General features: G+C 57.0%; 24 protein-coding genes. 12 read left to right on the forward strand and 12 right to left on the reverse strand.

The genetic code is table 11. The features are described 5' to 3' along the window. Positions 1 to 59: 59 nt before the first annotated feature. Positions 60 to 650, reverse strand: a complete 591-nt coding sequence (cobO, locus tag BHE81_RS04120; protein WP_002901749.1) for a cob(I)yrinic acid a,c-diamide adenosyltransferase — start codon at positions 648 to 650, stop codon at positions 60 to 62. Beyond that, positions 647 to 1,408, reverse strand: coding sequence for a YciK family oxidoreductase (locus BHE81_RS04125; protein ID WP_024623009.1), 762 nt, complete (start codon positions 1,406 to 1,408; stop codon positions 647 to 649). Before BHE81_RS04125 ends, cobO begins: the two co-directional genes overlap by 4 nt. Here BHE81_RS04125 and BHE81_RS04130 point away from each other — a divergent pair. Together BHE81_RS04130 and sohB are read left to right on the forward strand one after the other, a co-directional pair. Further along, positions 1,403 to 1,618 (forward strand): hypothetical protein, encoded by a 216-nt coding sequence (locus tag BHE81_RS04130; RefSeq protein ID WP_004210741.1) that lies wholly within the window; start codon positions 1,403 to 1,405, stop codon positions 1,616 to 1,618. The two genes, BHE81_RS04125 and BHE81_RS04130, sit on opposite strands and share 6 nt — an antisense overlap. A 44-nt stretch (positions 1,619 to 1,662) precedes the next feature. Continuing rightward, positions 1,663 to 2,709 carry a protease SohB gene (gene sohB / locus BHE81_RS04135; RefSeq protein WP_002901758.1) on the forward strand — a complete coding sequence of 349 codons (1,047 nt, stop codon included), beginning with the start codon at positions 1,663 to 1,665 and terminating at the stop codon, positions 2,707 to 2,709. A 47-nt stretch (positions 2,710 to 2,756) separates the two neighbouring features. Here the strand turns inward: sohB and BHE81_RS04140 are convergent, their stop codons facing one another. Then, on the reverse strand, positions 2,757 to 3,008 hold the full coding sequence (locus BHE81_RS04140) for a YciN family protein (RefSeq protein ID WP_002901761.1): 252 nt from the start codon (positions 3,006 to 3,008) through the stop codon (positions 2,757 to 2,759). Between the two features lie 406 nt (positions 3,009 to 3,414). Between BHE81_RS04140 and topA the strand changes: the two genes are divergently transcribed. The 4 genes from topA (at position 3,415) to acnA (ending at position 10,806) form a co-directional block, all read left to right on the forward strand. After that, the gene (gene topA, locus BHE81_RS04145) at positions 3,415 to 6,012 is read left to right on the forward strand and encodes a type I DNA topoisomerase (RefSeq protein WP_002901763.1); all 2,598 of its coding nucleotides are present in this window, start codon (positions 3,415 to 3,417) and stop codon (positions 6,010 to 6,012) included. A gap of 345 nt (positions 6,013 to 6,357) precedes the next feature. Further along, on the forward strand, positions 6,358 to 7,332 hold the full coding sequence (gene cysB, locus BHE81_RS04150; RefSeq protein ID WP_002901772.1) for an HTH-type transcriptional regulator CysB: 975 nt from the start codon (positions 6,358 to 6,360) through the stop codon (positions 7,330 to 7,332). A 245-nt stretch (positions 7,333 to 7,577) separates the two neighbouring features. After that, positions 7,578 to 7,745, forward strand: a complete 168-nt coding sequence (locus tag BHE81_RS04155; protein WP_002901776.1) for a YmiA family putative membrane protein — start codon at positions 7,578 to 7,580, stop codon at positions 7,743 to 7,745. Positions 7,746 to 8,133: 388 nt separating this feature from the next. Then, positions 8,134 to 10,806, forward strand: coding sequence for an aconitate hydratase AcnA (acnA, locus tag BHE81_RS04160; protein ID WP_004176472.1), 2,673 nt, complete (start codon positions 8,134 to 8,136; stop codon positions 10,804 to 10,806). A 46-nt stretch (positions 10,807 to 10,852) separates the two neighbouring features. Here the strand turns inward: acnA and ribA are convergent, their stop codons facing one another. Next, on the reverse strand, positions 10,853 to 11,455 hold the full coding sequence (gene ribA, locus BHE81_RS04165) for a GTP cyclohydrolase II (protein WP_002901778.1): 603 nt from the start codon (positions 11,453 to 11,455) through the stop codon (positions 10,853 to 10,855). A gap of 163 nt (positions 11,456 to 11,618) precedes the next feature. Here ribA and pgpB point away from each other — a divergent pair, with 163 nt between their 5' ends. The 5 genes from pgpB to yciH all read left to right on the forward strand — a co-directional run bounded on the left by pgpB (position 11,619) and on the right by yciH (position 15,261). Continuing rightward, positions 11,619 to 12,386 carry a phosphatidylglycerophosphatase B gene (gene pgpB / locus BHE81_RS04170; protein ID WP_002901779.1) on the forward strand — a complete coding sequence of 256 codons (768 nt, stop codon included), beginning with the start codon at positions 11,619 to 11,621 and terminating at the stop codon, positions 12,384 to 12,386. A gap of 135 nt (positions 12,387 to 12,521) precedes the next feature. Next, complete coding sequence (locus tag BHE81_RS04175) at positions 12,522 to 12,830, forward strand: LapA family protein (RefSeq protein ID WP_002901780.1); 309 nt, start codon at positions 12,522 to 12,524, stop codon at positions 12,828 to 12,830. Between the two features lie 6 nt (positions 12,831 to 12,836). Continuing rightward, positions 12,837 to 14,006: a lipopolysaccharide assembly protein LapB gene (gene lapB, locus BHE81_RS04180; RefSeq protein ID WP_085875004.1), complete on the forward strand. Its 1,170-nt coding sequence runs from the start codon at positions 12,837 to 12,839 to the stop codon at positions 14,004 to 14,006. A 191-nt stretch (positions 14,007 to 14,197) separates the two neighbouring features. Then, positions 14,198 to 14,935: an orotidine-5'-phosphate decarboxylase gene (gene pyrF, locus BHE81_RS04185; RefSeq protein WP_004151907.1), complete on the forward strand. Its 738-nt coding sequence runs from the start codon at positions 14,198 to 14,200 to the stop codon at positions 14,933 to 14,935. Continuing rightward, on the forward strand, positions 14,935 to 15,261 hold the full coding sequence (gene yciH, locus BHE81_RS04190) for a stress response translation initiation inhibitor YciH (RefSeq protein WP_002901782.1): 327 nt from the start codon (positions 14,935 to 14,937) through the stop codon (positions 15,259 to 15,261). The genes pyrF and yciH overlap by 1 nt, the downstream gene beginning before the upstream one ends. 131 nt (positions 15,262 to 15,392) lie before the next feature. Here the strand turns inward: yciH and osmB are convergent, their stop codons facing one another. From osmB to BHE81_RS04225, 7 genes are all read right to left on the reverse strand, one after another. Beyond that, a complete protein-coding gene (gene osmB / locus BHE81_RS04195) occupies positions 15,393 to 15,611 on the reverse strand; it encodes an osmotically-inducible lipoprotein OsmB (protein ID WP_002901783.1) in 219 nt (72 codons plus the stop codon). 275 nt (positions 15,612 to 15,886) lie between these two features. Beyond that, positions 15,887 to 16,636, reverse strand: coding sequence for a DNA-binding transcriptional regulator YciT (locus BHE81_RS04200; RefSeq protein WP_002901785.1), 750 nt, complete (start codon positions 16,634 to 16,636; stop codon positions 15,887 to 15,889). Positions 16,637 to 16,707: 71 nt separating this feature from the next. Then, a complete protein-coding gene (locus BHE81_RS04205; protein WP_002901786.1) occupies positions 16,708 to 16,887 on the reverse strand; it encodes a hypothetical protein in 180 nt (59 codons plus the stop codon). A 158-nt stretch (positions 16,888 to 17,045) separates the two neighbouring features. After that, positions 17,046 to 18,980 carry an exoribonuclease II gene (locus BHE81_RS04210; protein WP_002901787.1) on the reverse strand — a complete coding sequence of 645 codons (1,935 nt, stop codon included), beginning with the start codon at positions 18,978 to 18,980 and terminating at the stop codon, positions 17,046 to 17,048. Between the two features lie 81 nt (positions 18,981 to 19,061). After that, a complete protein-coding gene (locus BHE81_RS04215; RefSeq protein WP_004183728.1) occupies positions 19,062 to 20,219 on the reverse strand; it encodes a carboxymuconolactone decarboxylase family protein in 1,158 nt (385 codons plus the stop codon). A 189-nt stretch (positions 20,220 to 20,408) separates the two neighbouring features. Beyond that, a complete protein-coding gene (gene fabI, locus BHE81_RS04220) occupies positions 20,409 to 21,197 on the reverse strand; it encodes an enoyl-ACP reductase FabI (protein WP_004140277.1) in 789 nt (262 codons plus the stop codon). A gap of 198 nt (positions 21,198 to 21,395) precedes the next feature. Next, on the reverse strand, positions 21,396 to 21,938 hold the full coding sequence (locus BHE81_RS04225) for a HutD family protein (protein WP_004152967.1): 543 nt from the start codon (positions 21,936 to 21,938) through the stop codon (positions 21,396 to 21,398). Positions 21,939 to 22,185: 247 nt separating this feature from the next. On the opposite strand from BHE81_RS04225, the gene BHE81_RS04230 reads away from it, so the two are divergent. Further along, entirely contained in the window at positions 22,186 to 23,565 is a 1,380-nt protein-coding gene (locus tag BHE81_RS04230) for a purine-cytosine permease family protein (protein WP_172622137.1), read from the forward strand. A 44-nt stretch (positions 23,566 to 23,609) separates the two neighbouring features. On the opposite strand, the gene sapF is transcribed toward BHE81_RS04230, so the two are convergent. Then, entirely contained in the window at positions 23,610 to 24,419 is an 810-nt protein-coding gene (gene sapF, locus BHE81_RS04235) for a putrescine export ABC transporter ATP-binding protein SapF (RefSeq protein ID WP_004140269.1), read from the reverse strand.

Genomic DNA, 24,419 nt, shown 5'->3' on the forward strand with positions numbered 1-24,419 from the left:
GTTATGCGTTCCGGTGACTTGCCGCCGGAACGCTTACTTCCTTCCGCGCTATCAGGCCCTCAGTAGTCTATCCCCATCTGCGCTTTAATCCCGGCATCAAATGCATGCTTGACCGGACGCAGTTCGCTGACGGTATCGGCCAGTTCAATAATATCGCGATGACAGCCGCGGCCGGTGATGATCACCGACTGATGGGCAGGGCGCTCACGCAGGGCGCTCAGCACCGACTCCAGCGGCAGGTAATCATACGCCACCATGTAGGTCAGCTCGTCCAGCAGCACCAGATCGAGCTGGTCGTCAGCGAGCATACGGCGGGCATGCTCCCAGACCGCCAGGCAGGCGGCGGTGTCGCTGTCGCGATCCTGGGTGTTCCAGGTGAAGCCGGTGGCCATCACCTGAAATTCGACGCCGTGAGGCTCCAGCAGATTACGCTCGCCGTTAGGCCAGGTCCCCTTGATAAACTGGATCACGCCGACTTTTTTGCCATGGCCGACGGCGCGGGTCGCGGTGCCAAAGGCGGCGGTGGTTTTGCCTTTGCCGTTGCCGGTAAAGACCATCACAATGCCGCGCTCGTCCTGGGCCGCCGCCACCCGGGCGTCAACTTTATCTTTCAGCCGCTGCTGGCGTTCGCGGTAGCGTTCATCACTCATTGGGCAATTCCTGGTTTACGTCCCGGTTGGGCGTCGAAGGTCATTCCCGTCTTGCGACGACTGTCGTCACCCATCAGCCACAGATAGACGGGCATAATGTCAGCGGGGGTTTTCAGTTTCAGCGGATCTTCCGTCGGGAACGCGCTGGCGCGCATTCCGGTGCGAGTGCCGCCGGGGTTGATACAGTTTACCCGCAGGTGGCGGCTTTGATACTCGTCGGCCAGCACCTGCATCATCCCTTCGGTGGCGAATTTGGAAACGGCATAGGCGCCCCAGTTGGCGCGGCCCTGACGACCGACGCTGGATGAGGTGAAGACCAGCGAGCCCGATTCCGAACGGAGTAATAAAGGAAGAAGCGCCTGGGTCAGCATAAAGGTGCCATTAACGTTCACCTGCATCACCTGCTGCCAGACCTCCGGCTTCTGCTCTTCCATTGGGCAGATGTCGCCGAGCAGGCCGGCGTTATGCAGCACGCCGTCAAGGCGGGGATAGTGCATGCTGATCTGCTGCGCCAGCTGCTGGCACGCCTGGGGCGTACAGGTGAGCAGGTCGAGGGTAAACCAGCGAGGGGGAATATCACCCTCACGCTCAATCTCCTGGGCGACGGTGCGCAGTTTGTCGTCGTTGCGACCCAGCAGGATAACGCTGGCGCTATAGCGCGCGTAGGTCAGGGCCGCTTCACGACCAATCCCGTCGCTGGCCCCGGTGACCAGGATGATGCGATCTTTCAGCAAGTGACGTTGTGGTTGATAATGCACGGCAACTCCTTGGGCGATCGGTTCCCGATCGCGCTTCATCTTTGGTATCTCACTTTTGCGCTGTTATGCCTGAAAGCGCCCGCCATTGCAATCGGCGAAGCGGAAAGTATTCACAAAATTAATATCTTGCAACGATTTCAGCCGCGCGAAAAAAAACAGAATCCGCTGCGCAGAGAACACAAAGCACAAAGACTTCTCGCCAGCGGCTGAGGTACACTGTGCAGCAACGTCAGTGCTTTACACAAGGTGAAAACGTGGAATTACTTGCTCAGTACGGCTTATTTTTAGCCAAGATCGCGACGGTTGTCGTCGCCATCGCGGTGATTGCCGCTATTATCGTCAACCTCGCTCAGCGCAAGAAGCAGCGCGGCGAGCTGCGGGTGACCAATCTTAGCGAGCATTATAAAGAGATGAAGGAATCGCTGGCGGTGGCGCTGCTGGACGGCCCGCAGCAGAAGCAGTGGCATAAGGCGCAGAAGAAAAAGCAAAAACAAGAGGCGAAGGCGGCCAAAGCGCGGGCGAAGCTGGGCAATGCCGAGCCGGAAGGCAAGCCGCGCGCCTGGGTGCTGGATTTCAAAGGCAGTATGGATGCCCATGAGGTCAATAGCCTGCGGGAAGAGATCACCGCGGTACTGGCGGCGGCGAAAGCGCGCGATCAGGTGGTGATTCGCCTGGAAAGTCCCGGCGGGGTGGTGCACGGCTACGGTCTGGCCGCCTCTCAGCTGCAGCGCTTGCGCGACAAGCAGATCCCGCTGACGGTGGCGGTCGACAAAGTGGCGGCCAGCGGCGGCTATATGATGGCCTGCGTGGCGAACAAAATTGTCTCGGCGCCGTTTGCGATCCTTGGCTCTATTGGCGTGGTGGCGCAGATCCCGAACCTGCACCGCTTCCTGAAGAATAAAGATATCGATATCGAACTGCACACCGCCGGGCAGTACAAACGAACGCTCACCATGCTGGGCGAAAATACCGAGGAAGGGCGGCGCAAGTTCCGCGAGGATCTTAATGAGACACATCATTTGTTCAAGGATTTCGTCCACCGGATGCGTCCGGGACTTGATATTGAGCAGGTGGCCACCGGCGAGCACTGGTACGGGGTGCAGGCGCTGGAAAAAGGTCTGGTGGATGCGGTTGAAACCAGCGATGAGCTGCTGCTGGGGCTGATGGAGAGCCACGAGGTGATCGGGGTGCGTTATCAACAGCGTAAGAAGATGCTCGACCGCTTCACCGGTAGCGCGGCGGAGAGCGCCGATCGGCTTCTGCTGCGCTGGTGGCAGCGCGGTCAGAAACCGCTGATGTAAATAACATAACGCGAGGCCTGGGCCTCGCGTTATTGTTTTCACTGGTCTTAATCGACCAGGTGGTACTTGTCCGACAGCTCGTGAGCAAGATACTTAAACATGTTAAATACCGCTGTACTCTTCGGCGTCGGTAGTCCCTGCTCATCAAGGTAAAACTCACCGCTAAACACCAGGACATTGTTGCGCTGAACGACGTCGGTGGCTTCGATACCGGCTAACGTATCCTCATGTTCGCGAATAAGTTTGTTGGCTTTTTCGAGCAGCGTCTGGCGATCGATTGGTTGGGTTGTACCTTGCATAACGGACTCCTCTTTTTCTCCGCGCGTAGTTTACGCCGCGCGGCGGCGTGGGGCAAATTTTCCATGCATAAATCAGGGGTAATGGTAACCAGTGGAGAAACAGCCGTTTACTGGCGGGATTTGCTTTTGCATGCTAATAAAGTTGCGTAACGAATTTTATCAGGTACAGTGTGACGCTTTCGGCGATCTGGCAACAGATTTGCTTGACATTCGGCCAAAAATTCTTCGTGCTATGTCACCTGACGAGAAAAAGTCAGCAAACTCAAGCGCCTGGTTTTACGGAGATGAAACGGGTGTTCAGGGTTGATATTCACCGACGGTGCCGCAACATATGAGGCAGTCGCCAGTGGAGGGTGTATGAATGTGCGATGTATTCCTGGATGAATCAAATTAGGTAAAGGTGAATATGGGTAAAGCTCTCGTTATCGTTGAGTCCCCGGCAAAAGCCAAAACGATCAATAAGTATCTGGGTAATGACTACGTGGTGAAATCCAGCGTCGGTCATATCCGCGATTTGCCGACCAGTGGATCAGCTTCCAAAAAGAGCGCCGACTCTACCGCCACCAAAGGGGCTAAAAAACCTAAAAAGGACGAACGTAGTGCTCTGGTTAACCGTATGGGCGTGGACCCATGGCATGACTGGAATGCGCACTATGAAGTACTTCCGGGTAAAGAAAAGGTAGTTTCAGAACTCAAACAGTTGGCGGAAAAAGCTGACCACATCTATCTCGCAACCGACCTTGACCGCGAAGGGGAAGCCATTGCCTGGCACCTGCGGGAAGTCATCGGCGGCGATGAACAGCGTTACAGCCGCGTGGTGTTCAATGAGATCACCAAAAACGCTATTCGTCAGGCCTTTGAAAAGCCGGGCGAACTGAATATCGATCGGGTTAACGCCCAGCAGGCGCGTCGTTTTATGGACCGCGTGGTGGGCTATATGGTTTCGCCGCTGCTGTGGAAAAAAATCGCCCGTGGTCTTTCTGCCGGGCGCGTGCAGTCCGTCGCGGTCCGCCTGGTGGTGGAGCGTGAACGTGAAATTAAAGCGTTCGTCCCGGAAGAGTACTGGGAAGTCGACGCCAGCACCACCACGCCGGGCGGTGACGCCCTGCCGCTGCAGGTGACCCATAAGGACGATAAGCCGTTCCGTCCGGTCAGCCGCGATGAGACCATGGCGGCGGTATCGCTGCTGGAAAAAGCCAGCTACAGCGTACTGGAGCGTGAAGATAAGCCGACCAGCAGCAAGCCGGGCGCGCCGTTCATCACCTCCACCCTGCAGCAGGCGGCCAGCACCCGTCTGGGCTTCGGCGTGAAAAAGACCATGATGATGGCTCAGCGACTCTATGAGGCAGGGCACATCACCTATATGCGTACCGACTCCACCAACCTGAGTCAGGACGCGCTGAACATGGTTCGCGGCTACATCAGTGACAAGTTTGGCAAAAAATATCTGCCGGATAGCGCGAACCAGTACGCCAGCAAAGAAAACTCGCAGGAAGCGCACGAAGCGATTCGTCCGTCTGATGTGAACGTGCTGGCGGAAACGCTGAAAGATATGGAAGCGGATGCGCAGAAGCTTTATCAGCTGATCTGGCGCCAGTTTGTCGCCTGTCAGATGACGCCGGCGCAGTACGACTCCACCACGCTGACCGTGGCTGCGGGTGATTTCAAACTGAAAGCGCGCGGTCGCACTTTACGTTTCGACGGCTGGACAAAAGTCATGCCGGCGCTGCGCAAGGGCGATGAAGACCGAACGCTGCCGCTGGTCAAACAGGGCGACCGCCTGAGCCTGGTGGAGCTGACGCCTGCGCAGCACTTTACCAAGCCGCCGGCGCGTTTCAGCGAGGCCTCGCTGGTGAAAGAGCTGGAAAAACGCGGGATTGGCCGTCCGTCGACCTACGCGTCGATCATTTCGACCATTCAGGATCGCGGCTACGTGCGGGTGGAAAACCGTCGTTTTTACGCCGAAAAAATGGGCGAGATCGTTACCGACCGGCTGGAAGAAAACTTCCGCGATCTGATGAACTACGATTTTACCGCGCAGATGGAGGATCGCCTCGACCAGGTTGCGAACCACCAGGCCGAGTGGAAAGAGGTGCTGAACCACTTCTTCGGCGATTTTACCACCCAGCTGGCGACGGCAGAGAAAGATCCGGAAGAGGGCGGCATGCAGCCGAACCCGATGGTGCTCACCAGCATCGACTGCCCGACCTGCGGCCGTAAAATGGGGATCCGTACCGCCAGCACCGGCGTTTTCCTCGGCTGTTCGGGCTATGCCTTGCCGCCGAAAGAGCGGTGCAAAACCACCATCAACCTGGTGCCGGAGAACGAAGTCCTCAACGTGCTGGAAGGCGATGACGCGGAAACCAACGCGCTGCGCGCCAAACGTCGCTGCCAGAAGTGTGGGACGGCGATGGACAGCTACCTTATCGATCCTAAGCGTAAGCTGCACGTCTGTGGTAATAACCCGACCTGCGACGGCTACGAGATTGAAGAGGGCGAATTCCGCATCAAGGGCTATGACGGCCCGGTGGTGGAGTGCGAGAAGTGCGGGTCTGAAATGCACCTGAAAATGGGGCGTTTCGGTAAATACATGGCCTGTACCAACGACGAGTGTAAGAACACGCGTAAGATCCTGCGCAATGGCGAAGTGGCTCCGCCGAAGGAAGATCCGGTGCCGCTGCCGGAGCTGCCGTGTGAGAAGTCTGACGCCTACTTTGTGCTGCGCGACGGGGCGGCGGGCGTCTTCCTGGCGGCCAACACCTTCCCGAAATCACGGGAAACGCGTGCGCCGCTGGTGGAGGAGCTGTACCGCTTCCGCGATCGTCTGCCGGAAAAACTGCGTTATCTCGCCGATGCGCCGCAGCAGGATCCGGAAGGCAATAAAACGCTGGTACGCTTTAGCCGTAAAACCAAGCAGCAGTACGTGGCGTCTGAAAAAGAGGGCAAAGCGACCGGCTGGTCAGCTTTCTTTATCGACGGTAAGTGGACGGAAGCCAAAAAGTAATGGCGTTCGTTCGGGCAGGAAAAGCGCGCTTTTCCTGCTCAGGCGACCGGCAGAGAGAGTGCATTTCTCTGCCGTGTCGTCTTCCCCTCTTTGCGTTAATTTCCTCCCCTTATAACCACCTATATTATTTTTCGTTAGCGTCTATACAGTGTTGATATAAATGATATAGTGGTTATAGTTAATGCCTTTTTTATTATTAAAACGTCTTATACATCATCGCTTTCAGGATGCATTGCGGCGCCACTATGGCCAACTGCCGGGAGCCCAGGGCCTTCATCGGCGACAAGTTGCCTGAACGTAAAGTGTATTAAGCGGCTTCATTTTACGCGCAAACGGATATCAGCCATGAAACTACAACAGCTTCGCTACATCGTTGAGGTGGTTAACCATAACCTGAATGTTTCATCCACCGCCGAAGGGCTCTATACCTCTCAGCCGGGTATCAGTAAGCAGGTCCGCATGCTGGAGGATGAGCTGGGCATTCAGATCTTTGCCCGCAGCGGTAAACACTTAACCCAGGTGACGCCGGCCGGGCAGGAGATCATCCGCATCGCCCGCGAAGTGCTGTCGAAAGTCGATGCCATCAAATCTGTCGCCGGAGAGCATACCTGGCCTGACAAAGGGTCTCTTTACGTCGCCACCACCCATACCCAGGCGCGCTATGCGTTACCGGGAGTGATCAAGGGGTTTATTGAACGCTACCCGCGGGTGTCGCTGCATATGCATCAGGGCTCGCCGACTCAGATTGCGGAGGCTGTGTCGAAAGGCAATGCCGATTTCGCCATCGCCACCGAGGCGCTGCATCTGTATGACGATCTGGTGATGCTGCCATGCTATCACTGGAACCGGTCGATTGTAGTGACCCCCGAGCATCCTCTGGCCACCAAGGGCTCGGTGTCCATAGAGGAACTGGCCCAGTATCCATTGGTAACCTATACCTTTGGTTTTACCGGCCGCTCCGAACTGGATACCGCGTTTAACCGTGCGGGCCTGACGCCGCGCATTGTTTTTACCGCCACCGATGCCGACGTCATCAAAACCTATGTTCGCCTGGGGCTGGGGGTAGGGGTAATCGCCAGCATGGCGGTGGATCCGGTCTCTGACCCGGATCTGGTGAAGCTGGATGCGAACGGTATTTTCAGCCACAGCACCACTAAGATAGGTTTCCGCCGTAGCACCTTCTTACGAAGCTACATGTATGATTTTATTCAACGTTTTGCTCCCCATTTGACCAGGGACGTGGTAGATACCGCGGTGGCTTTACGCTCGAATGAAGATATTGAAGCGATGTTCAAAGATATAAAACTTCCGGAAAAATAACCCTGAAAATAATAATGGCACTCCCTGCGAGGAGTGCCATTAACTATGATGGACTGTATTTAACAACTTAAACCTCGAACCAATCACAAAATTAATAATTTTTGGCAACACGTTTTTCATTATGCCCGCCGCGATCAAATAACCGGTTAAATATATTCCATCAGGCCTAAATTCACTGGATTAATCTTTTATCCATAATTAAGATTTATCTGTACCTGATGATTTGAGCAATTGGTGGTGACAATATGATAAGTAATATCGATTACATGAAACTGGCGATGTCATACGAGAATGACAAAACCGAAATCGATCCCGTTCTGCGTAGTCGCGTATGGGGCGTAGTGTTGGTAGGGTTGGCGATGTTTTGGAGCATCATCGCGCTCACCATCTGCAACATCTGGATTGTCAGCTAAAGCTGTAGGTCATCGTTGTAGATACATGTCATTTTTATGACAGTGAAAGGAAACTGTAATATAAAATCAGTGACCGGCAATACAGGGAGAATATATTTTGCCGCTGGATTCATCCAACCTGAAATCACTCACCAGAGCTAATCACTGCCAGCTGGCCGATTAGCTCTTTTTTTGTCCTCGTGTACTAATACAATATCGGCATACGCCCTCTTTGCACTATTTTGGTGCTATTTCGCCTGCTCTCGGATAATTCCCGTTTCCTCTCTCTCTGTCTCGTCGTATTTAGCAATTTGGGTTGTTATCAAAGTGTTATGCTCAGTATGTGTTATCTTTAATGGAGACCCTGAGGAGAATCAGGGTATGCCATCCCTGAGATAAAGGAGGAGCTATGTCGTCAACCCTACGAGAAGCCAGTAAGGACACGCTGCAGGTCAACGATAAAACCTGGCATTACTACAGTCTGCCGTTGGCGGAGAAGCAGCTGGGCGAGATCAGTCGACTGCCCAAGTCGCTGAAGGTGCTGATGGAGAACCTGCTGCGCTGGCAGGACGGTGACTCGGTAACTGAAGAAGATATTCGCGCCCTGGCCGGCTGGCTGCAACAGGCCCATGCCGACCGGGAAATCGCCTACCGTCCGGCACGCGTCCTGATGCAGGACTTTACCGGCGTGCCGGCGGTAGTGGATCTGGCCGCCATGCGCGAGGCGGTGAAACGCCTTGGCGGCGATACGGCGAAGGTTAATCCGCTATCGCCGGTTGACCTGGTGATCGACCACTCGGTGACCGTTGACCGCTTCGGCGACGACGAGGCCTTCGAAGACAACGTCCGCCTGGAAATGGAGCGGAACCACGAACGCTACGCTTTTCTGCGCTGGGGGCAGCAGGCCTTCAGCCGCTTCAGCGTGGTGCCGCCGGGCACCGGTATTTGCCACCAGGTGAACCTGGAATACCTTGGCCGGGCGGTCTGGAGCGAGGAGGTGAACGGCCAGTGGATGGCGTGGCCGGATACGCTGGTGGGCACCGACTCCCATACCACCATGATTAATGGTCTTGGCGTGCTGGGCTGGGGCGTGGGCGGGATTGAAGCGGAAGCCGCTATGCTGGGCCAGCCGGTGTCAATGCTGATCCCCGATGTTGTGGGCTTTAAGCTCAGCGGCAAACTGCGCGAAGGCATCACCGCCACTGACCTGGTACTGACGGTTACCCAAATGCTGCGTCAGCATGGCGTCGTCGGCAAGTTTGTTGAATTCTACGGTGACGGCCTGGATACCTTACCCCTTGCCGACAGGGCGACCATCGCCAATATGGCGCCGGAGTATGGCGCCACCTGTGGCTTTTTCCCTATCGATGACGTAACGCTCAGCTACATGCGTCTCAGCGGCCGTAGCGAAGAACAGGTCGCGCTGGTGGAAGCCTACGCTAAAGCCCAGGGCATGTGGCGCCAGCCTGGCGATGAGCCGGTCTTTACCAGTACCCTGGCGCTGGATATGAGCAGCGTCGAAGCGAGCCTCGCCGGGCCGAAGCGACCGCAGGATCGCGTGGCGCTGGGCGATGTTCCGAAAGCCTTCGCCGCCAGCGGCGAGCTGGAGGTTAACCACCTTCAGCGTCAGCGTCAGCCGGTTGACTATACGCTGAACGGGCATCACTATTCGCTACCGGATGGCGCGGTGGCTATTGCAGCGATTACCTCCTGCACCAATACCTCTAACCCCAGCGTGTTGATGGCCGCCGGCCTGCTGGCGAAAAAAGCCGTTGAACGCGGCCTGCAGCCGCAGCCGTGGGTGAAAGCTTCCCTGGCCCCAGGCTCGAAAGTGGTGTCGGATTATCTGGCCCATGCCGGCCTGACGCCTTACCTCGACCAGCTCGGCTTCAATCTGGTGGGATATGGTTGCACCACCTGTATCGGTAACTCCGGTCCATTGCCTGAACCTATCGAAGAAGCGATCAAAAAAGGCGATCTGACCGTCGGGGCAGTGCTCTCCGGTAACCGTAACTTCGAAGGGCGTATTCATCCGCTGGTGAAAACCAACTGGCTGGCCTCGCCGCCGTTGGTGGTCGCCTATGCGCTGGCGGGGAACATGAATATCGACCTCACCCGCGAGCCGTTGGGACAGGGCAAGAATGGCGAGCCGGTCTATCTGAAAGATATCTGGCCGAGCGGGGAGGAGATTGCCCGCGCGGTGGAACAGGTCTCCACCGAGATGTTCCGCAAAGAGTACGCGGAAGTGTTTTCCGGCACTGAGGAGTGGAAGGCGATCAAGGTGGAGGCGTCAGATACCTACGACTGGCAGGAGGACTCGACCTATATTCGCTTGTCGCCGTTCTTTGACGAGATGGGCGCCGAGCCGCTGCCGGTAGAGGATATTCGCGGCGCGCGGATCCTCGCCATGCTGGGCGACTCAGTCACCACGGACCACATTTCGCCGGCGGGGAGCATCAAAGCCGATAGTCCGGCAGGCCGCTATCTGCAGGAGCATGGGGTTGCCCGGCGCGACTTTAACTCCTATGGTTCCCGTCGCGGTAACCATGAGGTGATGATGCGTGGCACCTTCGCCAATATCCGCATCCGTAACGAAATGGTCCCAGGGGTGGAAGGGGGCATGACCCGCCATCTGCCGGATCCTGAACCGATGGCGATCTACGATGCGGCGATGCTGTACAAGGCTGAGGGCACACCGCTGGCGGTGATTGCCGGTAAGGAGTATGGATCAGGTTCCAGCCGTGACTGGGCGGCGAAGGGGCCGCGCCTGCTGGGGATTCGGGTAGTGATCGCCGAGTCCTTCGAGCGTATCCATCGTTCCAACCTGATCGGAATGGGCATTTTGCCGCTGGAGTTCCCGCAGGGCGTCACCCGCAAAACGCTGCGGTTGACCGGGGAAGAGCGGATTGATATCAGTAATCTGCAGTCGCTTCAGCCTGGCGCTACGGTGCCGGTGACCCTGACTCGCGCTGACGGCTCGCAGGAAGCGATCCCTTGTCGGTGCCGTATCGACACTGCGACCGAACTCACCTACTACCGCAACGACGGCATCCTGCACTACGTTATTCGTAATATGCTGTGAAACAAAGGGCCAGCATCGCTGGCCCTTTTTCGGTTATTCCACCGGTTTATTCCGTCGGCTTGCTGTTCAGCAGATGGCCCATCTTGGCGGCTTTGGTGTCCAGATAGTGAGCGTTTTTCGGGTTACGCCCGACGATCAGCGGCACCCGCTCCACAATGTTGATCCCGGCTTCGGTAAGAATTTCCACTTTTTTCGGGTTATTGGTTAATAACCGCACCTGCTCAACGTTGAGCAATTTGAACATGTCGGCGCACAAGGTGAAATCGCGCTCATCGGCGGCGAAGCCAAGCTGATGGTTCGCTTCGACAGTGTCGTAGCCCTGATCCTGCAGCGCGTAGGCGCGGATCTTATTCAATAAACCAATGTTGCGTCCTTCCTGGCGGTGATACAGCAGGATCCCCCGACCTTCTTCAGCGATATGCGACAGAGCCGCTTCCAGCTGAAAGCCGCAATCACAGCGCAGGCTAAACAGGGCATCGCCCGTCAAACACTCTGAATGTACGCGGGCGAGGACCGGCGACTGCCCTGATATATCGCCATACACCAGCGCGACATGATCCTGTCCGGTTGCCAGTTCTTCAAAACCCACCATCAGGAAATCGCCCCAGGGGGTTGGCAGTTTGGCTTCTGCCACACGTTTAAGCTGCATGTGATTCTCCAGATTCTGTCAGCACCTGACTGTGCTTTCTGTTTCCCGCTATTTTGCCACAACGCCTGGACGTTCTCCTAATCGCGAACGGTTAGCCGTGTGGAAAGCGCACAAACGATCTACTTTCCGCTATGATGTTCATCTACAAGGAGAAGGAGAGAAAATGCTGTTGATAGCCCGACGAACTGCTCTCGCGGCGGCGCTGCTGCTGGTTATGCCCCTCACGGTCTGGCTTTCCGGGTGGCTGTGGCAGCCTGGACTGCCGGTTGCCATGTTGAAAAGCCTGTGGTGGGTGACGGAAACGGTGACCCAGCCGTGGGGAATTATCACTCATGTCGTGCTTTGCGGCTGGTTCCTCTGGTGTCTGCGCTTTCGGCTGCGCGCGGCGTTGATCCTGTTCCTTATCCTTGCCGCCGCTATCCTGGCGGGACAGGGGGCGAAATCCTGGGTCAAGGCGCGGGTCCAGGAGCCGAGACCGTTCGTCATCTGGCTGGAAAACACAAGGCAGGTGCCGGTGACGCAATTCTACGCGTTAAAGCGTAAAGAACGCGCTAAACTGGTGCATGAACAGCTGGCGCAGGCGCAGGACATTCCGTCATTTTTACGCAAACACTGGCAGAAGGAGACGGGGTTTGCTTTCCCGTCAGGTCACACCATGTTTGCCGCCAGCTGGGCGTTACTCGCTGCGGGGCTGCTGTGGCCGCGTCGCCGCTGGGGCACAATCGCGGTGCTGCTGGTGTGGGCGACGGCGGTGATGGGCAGTCGCCTGGCGCTGGGCATGCACTGGCCGCTGGATCTCATCGTCGCCACGCTGATCTCCTGGCTGCTGGTCACGGTGGCCTGCTGGCTGACGCAGCGCCTTTGTGGGCCGCTCTCGCCGCCCGGAGAAGAGGCGCAGGATATTAAAAAACGGATGCCTGAAGCGGAATAATGTTGATTTTAGCGGCATCCGACCGCATATCCTGAAGAGTTGCCATGCTTTTTCATTCCACCGCTGCGGCGAAAATGATACTTTATAGGGCTGAAAGCGGGCTTTTTTCGCGCAACCCACATAACGGGAAGTCATGTGAAATATTTACTCATTTTCTTACTGGTGTTAGCAATCTTCGTCATTTCAGTGACGCTGGGGGCGCAGAATGACCAACAGGTCACTTTCAACTATTTACTCGCTCAGGGTGAATTCCGCATATCGACGCTGCTGGCGGTGCTGTTTGCCGCGGGCTTTGCCATTGGCTGGCTGATCTGCGGCCTGTTCTGGCTGCGGGTGCGTGTCTCACTGGCGCGCGCGGAGCGGAAAATTAAGCGTCTTGAGCATCAGATTGCCCCCGTCAGCCCGGCGGCTGTCGACGCAGGCGTGCCTGCGGTGAAGGAATAACCTCTTATGCTGGAGTTGTTGTTTCTGCTTTTACCCGTTGCCGCCGCTTACGGCTGGGACATGGGGCGCAGAAGTGCACAACAGTCCAAACAGGACGATGCGAGCCGCCTGTCGCGAGATTACGTGGCGGGGGTTAACTTCCTGCTCAGCAACCAGCAGGATAAAGCCGTCGACCTGTTCCTTGATATGCTGAAAGAGGATACCGGTACCGTTGAGGCGCACCTGACGCTCGGTAATTTGTTCCGTTCGCGCGGCGAAGTCGACCGCGCGATCCGAATTCACCAGAGCCTGATGGAAAGCGCGTCGTTAACCTACGATCAGCGCCTGTTAGCGGTGCAGCAGCTGGGACGGGATTATATGGCCGCCGGACTGTATGACCGCGCGGAAGACATGTTCAAACAGCTGGTGGATGAGACCGATTTCCGCCTCGGCGCGCTGCAGCAACTGCTGCAGATTTACCAGGCGACCAGCGACTGGCAGTCGGCTATTGAAGTGGCTGAACGGCTGGTGAAGCTAGGGAAAGAGAAACATCGTGGCGAAATCGCCAACTTCTGGTGCGAACTGGCCCTGCAGCAGATGGCAGCCAACGATCTGGATAAAGCGATGGCGTTGTTGAGAAAAGGCGCCGCCGCGGACCGCAACAGCGCCCGGGTATCGATCATGATGGGCCGGGTGTGGATGGAAAAGGGCGACTACGCCAAAGCGGTGGAGAGCCTCGAGCGGGTTATCGATCAGGATAAAGAGCTGGTGGGTGAAACGCTGGAGATGCTGCAGACCTGCTACCAGCAGCTCGGCAAAACCGATGAATGGGAAGTTTTTCTGCGCCGCTGCGTGGAGGAGAACGCCGGGGCGACCGCCGAACTGATGCTGGCGCAGATCCTTGAGCAACGGGAAGGCGTCGAAGCGGCGCAAAACTACGTCACCCGGCAGCTGGAACGCCACCCGACCATGCGCGTCTTCCATAAGCTGATGGACTACCATCTCAACGAAGCGGAAGAAGGGCGGGCGAAAGAAAGCCTTGGGGTGCTGCGAAACATGGTTGGTGAGCAGGTGCGCAGCAAACCACGCTATCGCTGCCAGAAATGCGGATTTACCGCTCATACACTCTACTGGCATTGTCCGTCCTGCCGCTCGTGGGCGACCATTAAACCCATTCGCGGTCTCGACGGCCAGTAAAGCCAAAAAAAAGCCCTCCGTTAGTTACAACATACTTATCGCTTCACTCCTCTCCAGGCGCGGCCCCGGCAGCGCCATCGTCCGGTCAGGGCAGGTACGGCAGTCTGTTATTTTGTTCGCTTCACAGGTAGAATGCTGCCCGTTTACCTTTTTTGCGCCACCCCGGCGCCCATCAACACTAAGGTCTGGTCATGACGTCTACAGCTATCCCATCTTCCCGCGCTGTCACATCCTCTCCCGTTGTGGTTGCGCTCGACTATGATAATCGCGATAAAGCGCTGGCATTTGTCGACCGCATCGACCCGCGCGACTGCCGCCTGAAGGTGGGCAAAGAGATGTTCACCCTGCTGGGCCCGCAGTTTGTCCGCGATCTGCATCAGCGTGGGTTTGAGGTGTTCCTGGACCTTAAGTTTCACGATATTCCCAACACCACCGCCCGCGCGGTGGCCGCAGCGGCTGAGCTGGGCGTATGGATGGTGAATGTCCATGCTTCCGGCGGCGCGCGAATGATGACCGCCGCGCGCGAAGCGCTGCTGCCGTTTGGCAAAGATGCGCCGCTGCTGATCGCTGTCACGGTGCTCACCAGCATGGAGTCCAGCGATCTACAGGATCTGGGCATTACCTTATCTCCGGCTGACTACGCGGCGAAGCTGGCGGCGCTGACCCAACGCTGCGGCCTTGATGGGGTGGTGTGTTCAGCCCAGGAGGCGGTGCGCTTTAAGCATGAGCTGGGGCAGGCGTTTAAGCTGGTGACCCCGGGGATTCGTCCGCAGGGCAGCGACGCTGGCGATCAGCGGCGAATTATGACTCCTGAGCAGGCTCAGGAAGCTGGGGTAGACTATATGGTGATTGGTCGCCCGGTTACTCAGTCGGCGGATCCAGCCGCGACGCTGCGGGCGATCAACGATTCTCTGCGCAAGGGGGCATAATGAGCGATTCCAACAGCCGTCTGGTCTACTCCACCGAAACCGGGCGTATCGACGAGGCGAAACCGGCGCCGGTGCGCCCGAAAGGCGACGGCATTGTGCGGATCCAGCGCCAGACCAGCGGCCGCAAGGGCAAAGGCGTCTGTCTGATTAGCGGGATTGATGCCGATGATGCTGCGCTAACCGCTCTGGCGGCAGAGTTGAAAAAGAAGTGCGGCTGCGGCGGCGCGGTGAAAGACGGCGTGATCGAGATCCAGGGCGATAAGCGGGATTTACTCAAGTCGCTGCTTGAGGCGAAAGGGATGAAGGTCAAGTTAGCCGGTGGCTGATCGCTATTTTCCCTCTGCTCCAGTGGTCTGGTTGAAATAACAAGGCCGCGGTAAATGCCGCGGCCTTGAATGATTTAACGTGCGTAAGTCAATTCGTGTGAATTATTCTTTTATTTCGTCAGATAATTAAATTATTTTCCGACCTGGTGACCAATAATACCACCGACTGCTGCGCCACCCAGGGTACCGAGCGCGCTACCGTCAGTTAACACCGCACCACCGATAGCGCCGGCGCCAGCGCCGATAGCCGTGTTACGATCGCGTTTAGACATGTTAGAGCAAGCGCTCAGAGACATTGCTACAGTGACAGCCAGAACGACAGCAGCCATTTTTTTGCTCGTTGAAGTCATCATTTTTTTTCTCCTGAATAATCTATTCATGGATTACAGCGCTCCTCTAAGCATAGCCTGATAAAGCAGCTTTAGGGCAATTCCATGAAGTTAAGGTGCGCAGGTGTCACGAAAATCACGCAGGTGATAGTCACTTCCTGTTATATCGCTAATAATAATTTTACTTTTTTTAAAATTTATCGTCAGGTAAAAAGTCTTAATTAGCGGCTCGGAATACTCTCAGAGCGATAAAGCGCCCCTTCCGGCGCTTTGGCAGGAGATGGGGCGGCGGAGGATCAGATGTAGGGCACGATATCGACGGTCAGGCCGCTGCGGAGCAATTGTTCGCGACAGGCGTCCGGTAAGCGATCGTCGGTAATAACGCGATTAAAGCGGCCGGCGGGACCGAGCGGATAGGGATGTACCGCGCTGAATTTTGAACTGTCGCTAAGAATAATTGCCTCACAATGCTTCTCTAGCACGGCGTTCACCACGTCCGCACGCATCATATCGCGGCCGGTAAAGCCGGTTTCCGCCTGCCAACCGTCGATCCCGATGAAGGCTTTGCTGAAATGCACCTGCTGGATGAACTGACGGGTTAGCGGACCGACCATACTCTCACTGCGTTTCTGATAAATTCCGCCCAGCAGGATCACCTCTCCTGGGGTCTCTTTCAGCAGATGGGCGATATAGCTGCTGACGGTAATGATGGTGATATCGCCGCGCTCGGCCAGCGTACGCGCCAGCAGGGCATTGCTGCTGCCGTTTTCGATAAATACCGTTTCACCGGTATTCACTAGCGCCGCAGCCCGGCTGGCCAGCTCACGCTTAATGGCGAAATGGGTCATCATGCGGGTTTCGACATCTTCGCTGTCCAGCGGTACGGCATAGCCATGAGTACGGCGCAAATAGCTCTGCTTTTCCAGCAAATTCAAATCCTGACGAATAGTAACCTCAGAGACACCGGTCATCTTCGCCAGATCGGCGACACTCATGCGGCCTTTATCGATGACCACTTGCAAAATACTTTGTTGTCGGGCGTTCATAGCAACATCACTGTTAGGGGGCTATATGGCGAGCAACCGGTCCATATGGCCGGCTGCGGCATGGCTGATATTCAGATTTCCCAGGGCGCCTTGGGTTGGTTTTGTTGTTCAGCATCGTCCGCCGCCAGCGCCAGCAGCTCCGCTTTGAGGATCTCCAGATTATGGATCGCAGAATGGTAATCACCGGCAACCAGAATATCCAGCACGGTATCGATACGTTGAGCGAGCAGGTGGGCATTCACATCTGACATGGCATTATCCTGGTAACAAAAACGAATGAAATCAATGATGCTAAAAATGAATGAAAAAGAGAAGCGAAAAAAACGCACAACCTTAATCGGTGCGACGGAAATGGCTGGATAGAGAGGAAAGAAGCAGCGGTTCCCGCAGGAACCGCTGTGAAGGGGCGTCAGACCGCCGGACGCGCAATAATGCTGCGGGTTTCCATGCGAACTTCAGCGATAGTGACATCGATAACGTCAGTCACTTTATAGACTACTTCACCTTTGATCTGCACGGTACCGTTCTCCTGGCTGCACACCAGTTCGTCGCGCACGGCGTGGAGGAACGGGGCCGGAATAAAGGCGACCGCGCCATTGTCCACCAGACGCACGCGCATCCCGCCGCGGCTGACGTCGATGATCTCCGCCGCGAAGCGGGTATCGGTCCCGGCTTTATCGTTGAGGAAACGGGCGTACAGCCAGTCGGCGACGTCGCGCTCGGCCATCCGGTTGAGACGACGGCGCTCCGCCATCTGCACGGTGGCTTCATCCTGGGGACGCGCAATGGTCTCGCCTTTAATGATGGCTTTCAGCAGACGGTGGTTGATCATGTCGCCATACTTACGGATCGGCGAGGTCCAGGTGGCATAGGCTTCAAGCCCAAGACCAAAGTGTGGGCCCGGCTCGGTGCTGATTTCCGCAAACGACTGGAAGCGGCGAATGCGGCTGTCGAGGAAACCGGTCGGCTGAGCGTCCAGTTCCCGGCGCAGCTTGCAGAACCCTTCCAGGGTGAGCACTTCCGTCGGGTCGACGTGCACATCATGGGTTTTCAGCAGGGCGGCCAACTGCTCGGTGTTCGCCGGATCGAAACCGGTATGAACGTTATAAACGCCGAAGCCGAGCTTGTCGCGCAGAACGCGGGCGGCACAGATGTTGGCGGCGATCATCGACTCTTCGACAATGCGGTTGGCAATGCGACGCGGTTCCGCGACGATATCCAGCACTTCGCCTTTTTCGCCGAGAACGAAACGGTAGTCCGGACGGTCTTTGAACACCAGCGCATGGGTCTGACGCCATTCGCTACGACGCTGGCACACGTCCTTCAGCAGCGTAATTTGCTGCGCGATCGCCTCGCTGTCCGGCTGCCAGCTGCCGCGGCCTTCCAGCCAGTCAGAGACGTCGTCATAGGCCAGCTTGGCTTTCGATTCGATGGTGGCGGCAAAGAACTCGATATTGTCTTCGATGGTGCCATCGGCCGCCAGGGTCATCCGGCAGGCCAGCACCGGGCGCACTTCGTTAGCGCGCAGGGAGCAGAGGTCGTCCGACAGCTCGCGCGGCAGCATTGGAATGTTGAAGCCCGGCAGATAGTTGGTAAAGGCGCGCACTTTTGCGGCGTTATCCAGCTTGCTGCCTTCGGCAATCCAGGCGGTCGGGTCGGCAATGGCGACCGTCAGCAGCAGTTTGCCATCAGCAGTGGACTCGGCATACAACGCATCGTCCATATCTTCGGTGCTGGCGCTGTCAATGGTGACGAAGTCGAGGGCGGTTAGGTCGCGGCGCGTCAGCCCCTCGTCGAGCATCTCGGTGGCGACGCCGTCCGGTGCCTCTTTCTCAAGATTATGGCGCGCCAGGGTTACCCACCATGGGACGAAGTGGTCGTCGCTAAAAGTGATGAACTGGGTCAACTCCGCGTAAAACCCGCGGTCGCCTTTTAATGGATGACGGCGCATCTCGGCGACGGCCCAGTCACCCTGTTTAAAATCGTGCTCAACGCCGCGGGCGGCGCGGCAGGGAATGGCGTCTTTCAGCAGCGGATGGTCAGGAACGATAGCGAGGCGATCGTCTTTCTTCTGGACTTTACCGACAAAACGAGTCAGGAAGGGCTCAACCAGCGATTCCGGCTCGGCGCTTTCGCGTTCTTTTTCAGAATGGATCACCGCGACGATACGGTCGCCATGCATCACTTTTTTCATCTGCGGCGGCGGAATGAAGTAGCTCTTCTGAGCGTCCACTTCGAGGAAGCCAAAGCCCTTTTCCGTGCCCTTAACGACCCCTTCCGCGCGCGGCGTCTGGGAATGCAGTTGCTGTTTAAGCTGCGCTAGCAGCGGGTTATCCTGAAACATAATTAGGTATTTTCGTGGCTAAAAGAGCGGCTGACATTTTTACGCGAATATGCCTGCCGCAGCAAGCGCTGTTTCAGCAATTTACGTCTGCTGACGCACATTGCCGAGGGCGATTTTCAGACGATTCATCCATCCGCACAGCCCGCTCCAGATCAACAGATCGATTGCATGTTGCTCAGAGAGTCGATATTCCGCGAGGGGCGTTAACTGGGCGGCGCTAAACCGGTCAGGCGAGCGTGTTAACAGCTGCACCGCGGTCACGAGAGACCGGGCCTGAGGATGCTGCTGGAGCCAGTGATGGAGGGCCTGGTCGCCCTCCCGCAGATGGCTGGCGAACTCCTCTTCACCCTGCCAGTGGGGGAGCCAGGCGTCAAAGCAGGTGGGGCTGCCATTGGTGCGCGCCGTGAGTAAGGCGACCTGCGGGCCAAAGGTATCATCCGTGCTGAGCTGGCGGATCAAGGTCTCCAGAGGCGCGAATAACTGTGGGTCGCAGGCCAGCAGCGGCGCCAGCTCGCCCAGACCGGGCAGCGACTGCCAGCCGGCGATGCGCCGCTGACGCTCATCATCGGCATACTGCAGGTCGGGATCCGCAATGTCTGCCTGCCATGCTCCCGGCGGCGGGGCGAACAGTTCCGCGGGTGCCTCCTCTTGCTGGGGCATACCGGGGATCCAGCGCACCGGAAAGCCCTGGGCCGCCTGCAGGACGGCAATCGCCCGCGCCTGGAAGCCGACGAATCCGATAATCTGGTTGAACAGAATAATGTCCCGACTGGTTAAGCCCACTTCGTCCAGCTGGCTACGGGAGAGAGCGTTAATAACCGAGGGCGAACCGGCAAGCTGACGAGCATATTGCGTGATTTGCGCCAGACGACGGTTGCTCTCGCGCGAGGAATCGGGGCCTGGCAGGGGAGCAAGGCGGGCGGCGTAGTGGTTACACAGCCGCTGGACGCCGTAGACCTGGGCGACGGTGAGCGCGGTGCTGAGTCGATCGTAAGCGGTAAAGGTCTGCAGGCGACTCACCGCCACCTGGTCGGGAAACAGCAGTTCGGCCAGCTGGCGTGCGGGGTGTAGCCAGTCAGCGTGGGCACGTAGCCAGGCGGCCGGCAGCGTCAGGTCCAGCAAAAAGCGGTCTTCAACATGGGCGGCTTCAGGGACGAGCGGCAGGACATCCACCGGGCAGATTGTTGACTGGGTTTCGTGATACCAGTGATTTTTGCCATTCACGCGGCGTGGCTCCATGGGCTTTCCTTGTTCGGTATGTGGCGAACCGCCGTTCCGCGGATCGTTTATGCAGAACTATCCTGGCGTAACCCGGAAGCAGGAGAAAATATTGATACGTGCTAACAAATAGCCGATTGGAATAACAGGTGGGGAGTAAGGCGTGGGGATGGAAGAACCCTCCTCACCGGGGCGAGGAGGGGAAGGAACTTATTTCAGTTCCAGCTCGTTCATGGCGGCGATATTGAACCCGCCGTCAACGTGAACGACTTCACCGGAGATCCCCGCAGACAGGTTGGAGCACAGGAAGGCTGCGCTGTTACCCACATCTTCAATGGTGACGGTGCGACGGATCGGGGTGACCGCTTCGCAGTGCGCCAGCATTTTACGGAAATCTTTAATACCGGACGCGGCCAGCGTACGGATAGGACCGGCAGAGATGGCATTGACGCGAACGCCTTCCGGACCCATGGCGTTAGCCATATAGCGGACGTTAGCTTCCAGAGAGGCTTTGGCCAGACCCATCACGTTATAGTTCGGGATCGCGCGCTCTGCGCCCAGGTAGGAGAGCGTCAGCAGAGCCGAACCCGGGTTCAGCATGCCGCGGCAGGCTTTGGCCATTGCTACGAAGCTGTAAGCGCTGATGTCGTGCGCGATTTTAAAGCCGTCGCGAGTGACAACGTCAACGTAGTCGCCGTCTAACTGGTCAGCCGGGGCAAAACCGATTGAGTGGACGAAACCATCGAATTTTGGCCAGACTTTTTCCAGCTCGGTGAACAGCGCGGTGATGCTCTCATCTTCAGCAACGTCGCACGGCAGCACAATGTCAGAACCCAGCGCGGCAGCAAACTCTTCTACGCGACCTTTCAGTTTCTCATTCTGATAGGTGAATGCCAGTTCCGCGCCTTCGCGGTGCATTGCCTGCGCGATGCCGTAGGCGATGGACAGTTTGCTGGCGACGCCAGTGATCAAAATGCGCTTACCGGAAAGAAAACCCATAGCTTTAATCCTTATCGTTATTGCTTATTTTTACTTTAACAATCATAACGTTAACATTGTTATTTCAAAATAACTCAAATTTAGCCGGGAATTATATCCCACTGACGACCCCTTGTGTCACGATATTTTTCAGCCGGTCCGCGCCGCGCGGGGCAAAAGTACATCGCGATAGCTGCAGTATATCATCTCTCCTGACGATTATTTGAGCGCGATCTCCGCCAGCAGCAGGCGTCCATTGCTGCCCACGGGACGCAGATTCCGCGGGGATCCACCGCGCCAGCAGAGGCCGCTGCCGGCCGCGCAGCGTCGCCCGGCCAGATCCCACTCGCCTTGTAGAACATAAGCGACCCCCTCGCTGGCAGGGCATTGCAGGTCGCTAACGACCTGAACTGTCGCCGACGCGCGCCCGCGCTGAGTCATGATATTGAAGTCCAGCCCTGGCGCAACGATCCCGACGCTGGACAGCGCCCATTCGCCGGGGAAAGCCCACGGCTGCCAGAGCGCCAGCGGTTGGTCGATATTCTCGCCACACAGCCGTAGCGGCTGCCCCGCCAGCAGAGTAATGACCCGGTCGACGCCAGGAAAGGGGGAGAAAGGGCCATCCGCCTGCAGGGTGGCAATACTCGCTCGCCAGAGAAAAGGGGCATCTGGAGCGGGTACGCAGATGATTTCGCGCGTCTCTCCGCCGCCGTTTTTCCACGGCGTGACGGGGAGCGTCGAAAGTTGAAAAGGGACCATCATGGGCAGCATACCTTAGTTAATCGCTTCCGGCGTCAACAATAAGCACCGCCTTGAGCTAGTTTAGTAACTTTCTGCAATACAAATATTTTACATATTCGTCACAAAATGAGAGTGCATGCAAGGCGGTGAGTTGTCAATGCTTGTATATACAAGAACGATTGAGTGAGGTGATATTAATAACTTGAGTGAGGAACCTATGTCTTCGTTTTCGTCTACAGACGGGCAGTCAAAGAGCAATTATGCTGGAATGAGTGAAAGGCGGTCGATTGATTACATCCCGGAAAGCGAACGGCATGGACATCCTTTTAGCCAGTTCACCCTTTGGTTTGGCGGCAATCTGCAAATTACGGCGATTGTCACTGGCGCTTTAGCCGTTGTGCTGGGCGGCGATGTAGTGTGGTCGCTGGTCGGGCTTCTGGTCGGTCAGATGCTGGGGGCGGCGGTGATGTCTCTGCATGCGCTGCAGGGACCGCGACTGGGACTTCCGCAAATGATCCTTAGCCGCGCCCAGTTTGGGGTTTTTGGCGCGGTGGTGCCGCTGGTGCTGGTTTGCGTCATGTATATCGGTTTTTCTGCCAGCGGCACCGTATTGGCCGGGCAGGCAATGGCCAAACTACTGAATATCAGCCACGTAGCCGGGATGCTGATATTCAGTGCGATTATTATCGTTATCGCCGTCCTCGGTTATAAGGTGATCCACAAGCTGGGCAAACTGGCGAGTATCGTCGGAATTCTCGCCTTCGTTTATATGTTCATCACGCTGCTACTTTCGGCCGATCTCAGTGCGCTCGCGCACAATAACCATTTTTCGCTGCCGACGTTTTTATTAGCCGTATCGCTCTCCTCATCGTGGCAGATCGCTTTTTGCCCCTATGTATCCGACTATTCGCGCTACCTGCCACGCGATGTTTCCGCCACGAAAACGTGGTGCTCAGTGTTTTTCGGCACCGTATTGGGCACCCACACGTCGATGACGCTCGGGGTTCTGACAGCGGCCATTGCCGGCAGCGCGTTCCCTGGTCACGAGGTGAGCTATCTGGTGGGATTAGGTAAGAGTCAGGCGATGGCCATGGTTATCTATTTCGCCATCTGTTTTGGTAAAATTACCTTCACTACCCTCAATGCGTACGGCAGCTTTATGTCGCTGACCACCATTGTTTCCGCCTTCCGCCGGCAAACCGTGCTGTCGCAAAAGTGTCGCATTGCATTCGTGGTGCTGATGGTGACGGCTTCCTGCATTATCGCGTTGCTTAGCGAACCCGCTTTCTTAAAGCATTTCACGCATTTTCTTCTGTTTCTGCTGGCGTTCTTCGTGCCGTGGAGCGCCATCTGTCTGACGGATTATTATCTTATCTCGAAGGGCGCCATCGATATTCCGGCGCTAAGCGACCCGCAGCAACGCTACGGGTTCTGGAACCTGTACGCGATCACCCTGTATATCGTCGGTGTGCTTATCCAGTTGCCGTTCATTGAGAACCCGTTGTTCCATGGTTCGCTCACGTGGATCTTCGCCGGTAACGATGTCTCATGGATAATAGGCTGGTTTGGCACCGGGGTTCTTTACTACGCGCTGCGCCGCTTTGACCGCCGGTCGCTGCCGGCGCAGAGTCTTTTCCCTTCCACCTGAATGACAAGGGCGGCGTGAGGGCCGCCCCTGCCGTTGCCTGCCAGCTATTTCCCGTCTTTGCGCCAGGCGTCGGCGGTGAGGGCTTCCCCGAAGTGGCCGGCGATCAGGCGCCGGGTCAGGTCGTGCAGCGGCGAGGCCAGCACATCGGCAGTGCTGCCGCGCTCGACCACTTCGCCGTTATGCATCACCAGCACCTGATCGCTGATGTGTTTCATCATTCCCAGGTGCTGAGTGACATAGATATAGGAGATGCCCTGTTTCTCCTGCAGCTCCAGCATCAGGTTGATAAGCTGGGAGCGCATCGACATATCCAGCGAGGCCAGCGCCTCATCGCAGACGATAACCTTCGGGCGCAGGATCAGCGCCCTGGCGAGGCCGAGACGCTGCTTCTGACCGGGCGCCAGCATATGGGGGTAGTAGCTGACGTGGTCCGGCAGCAGACCGACCATGCGCAGGGTGTCGATTATCTGCTTCTGCCGCGCCTCGGCGTCGAGATCGGTATTCAGTCGCAGCGGAAAATCGAGGATCTGCGAGATGCGCTGACGCGGGTTCAGCGAGGTCGACGGATCCTGAAAGATCATGCGAATCTTCTGGCTGCGGTAGGAGTAATCCCCAAAAGTCAGCGGATGATCGTCAATCAGCAGTTCGCCGCTGGTGGGTTCCACCATGCCCGCCAGCATCTTCGCGAGGGTCGATTTCCCGGAGCCGTTCTCGCCGATAATCGCCAGCGTCTGCCGTTCGCGCAGGGTAAAACTCAGCGGCTTAACCGCCTCAACCGTCTGACGGTGAAACCAGCCGGTGCGGTAGCGAAAGGTCTTACTCAGTTGGCGAACTTCCAGCAATGTTTCGACCAT

The sequence above is a fragment of the Klebsiella sp. AqSCr genome (assembly GCF_008452795.1).
Taxonomy (GTDB): Bacteria; Pseudomonadota; Gammaproteobacteria; order Enterobacterales; family Enterobacteriaceae; genus Klebsiella; species Klebsiella pneumoniae.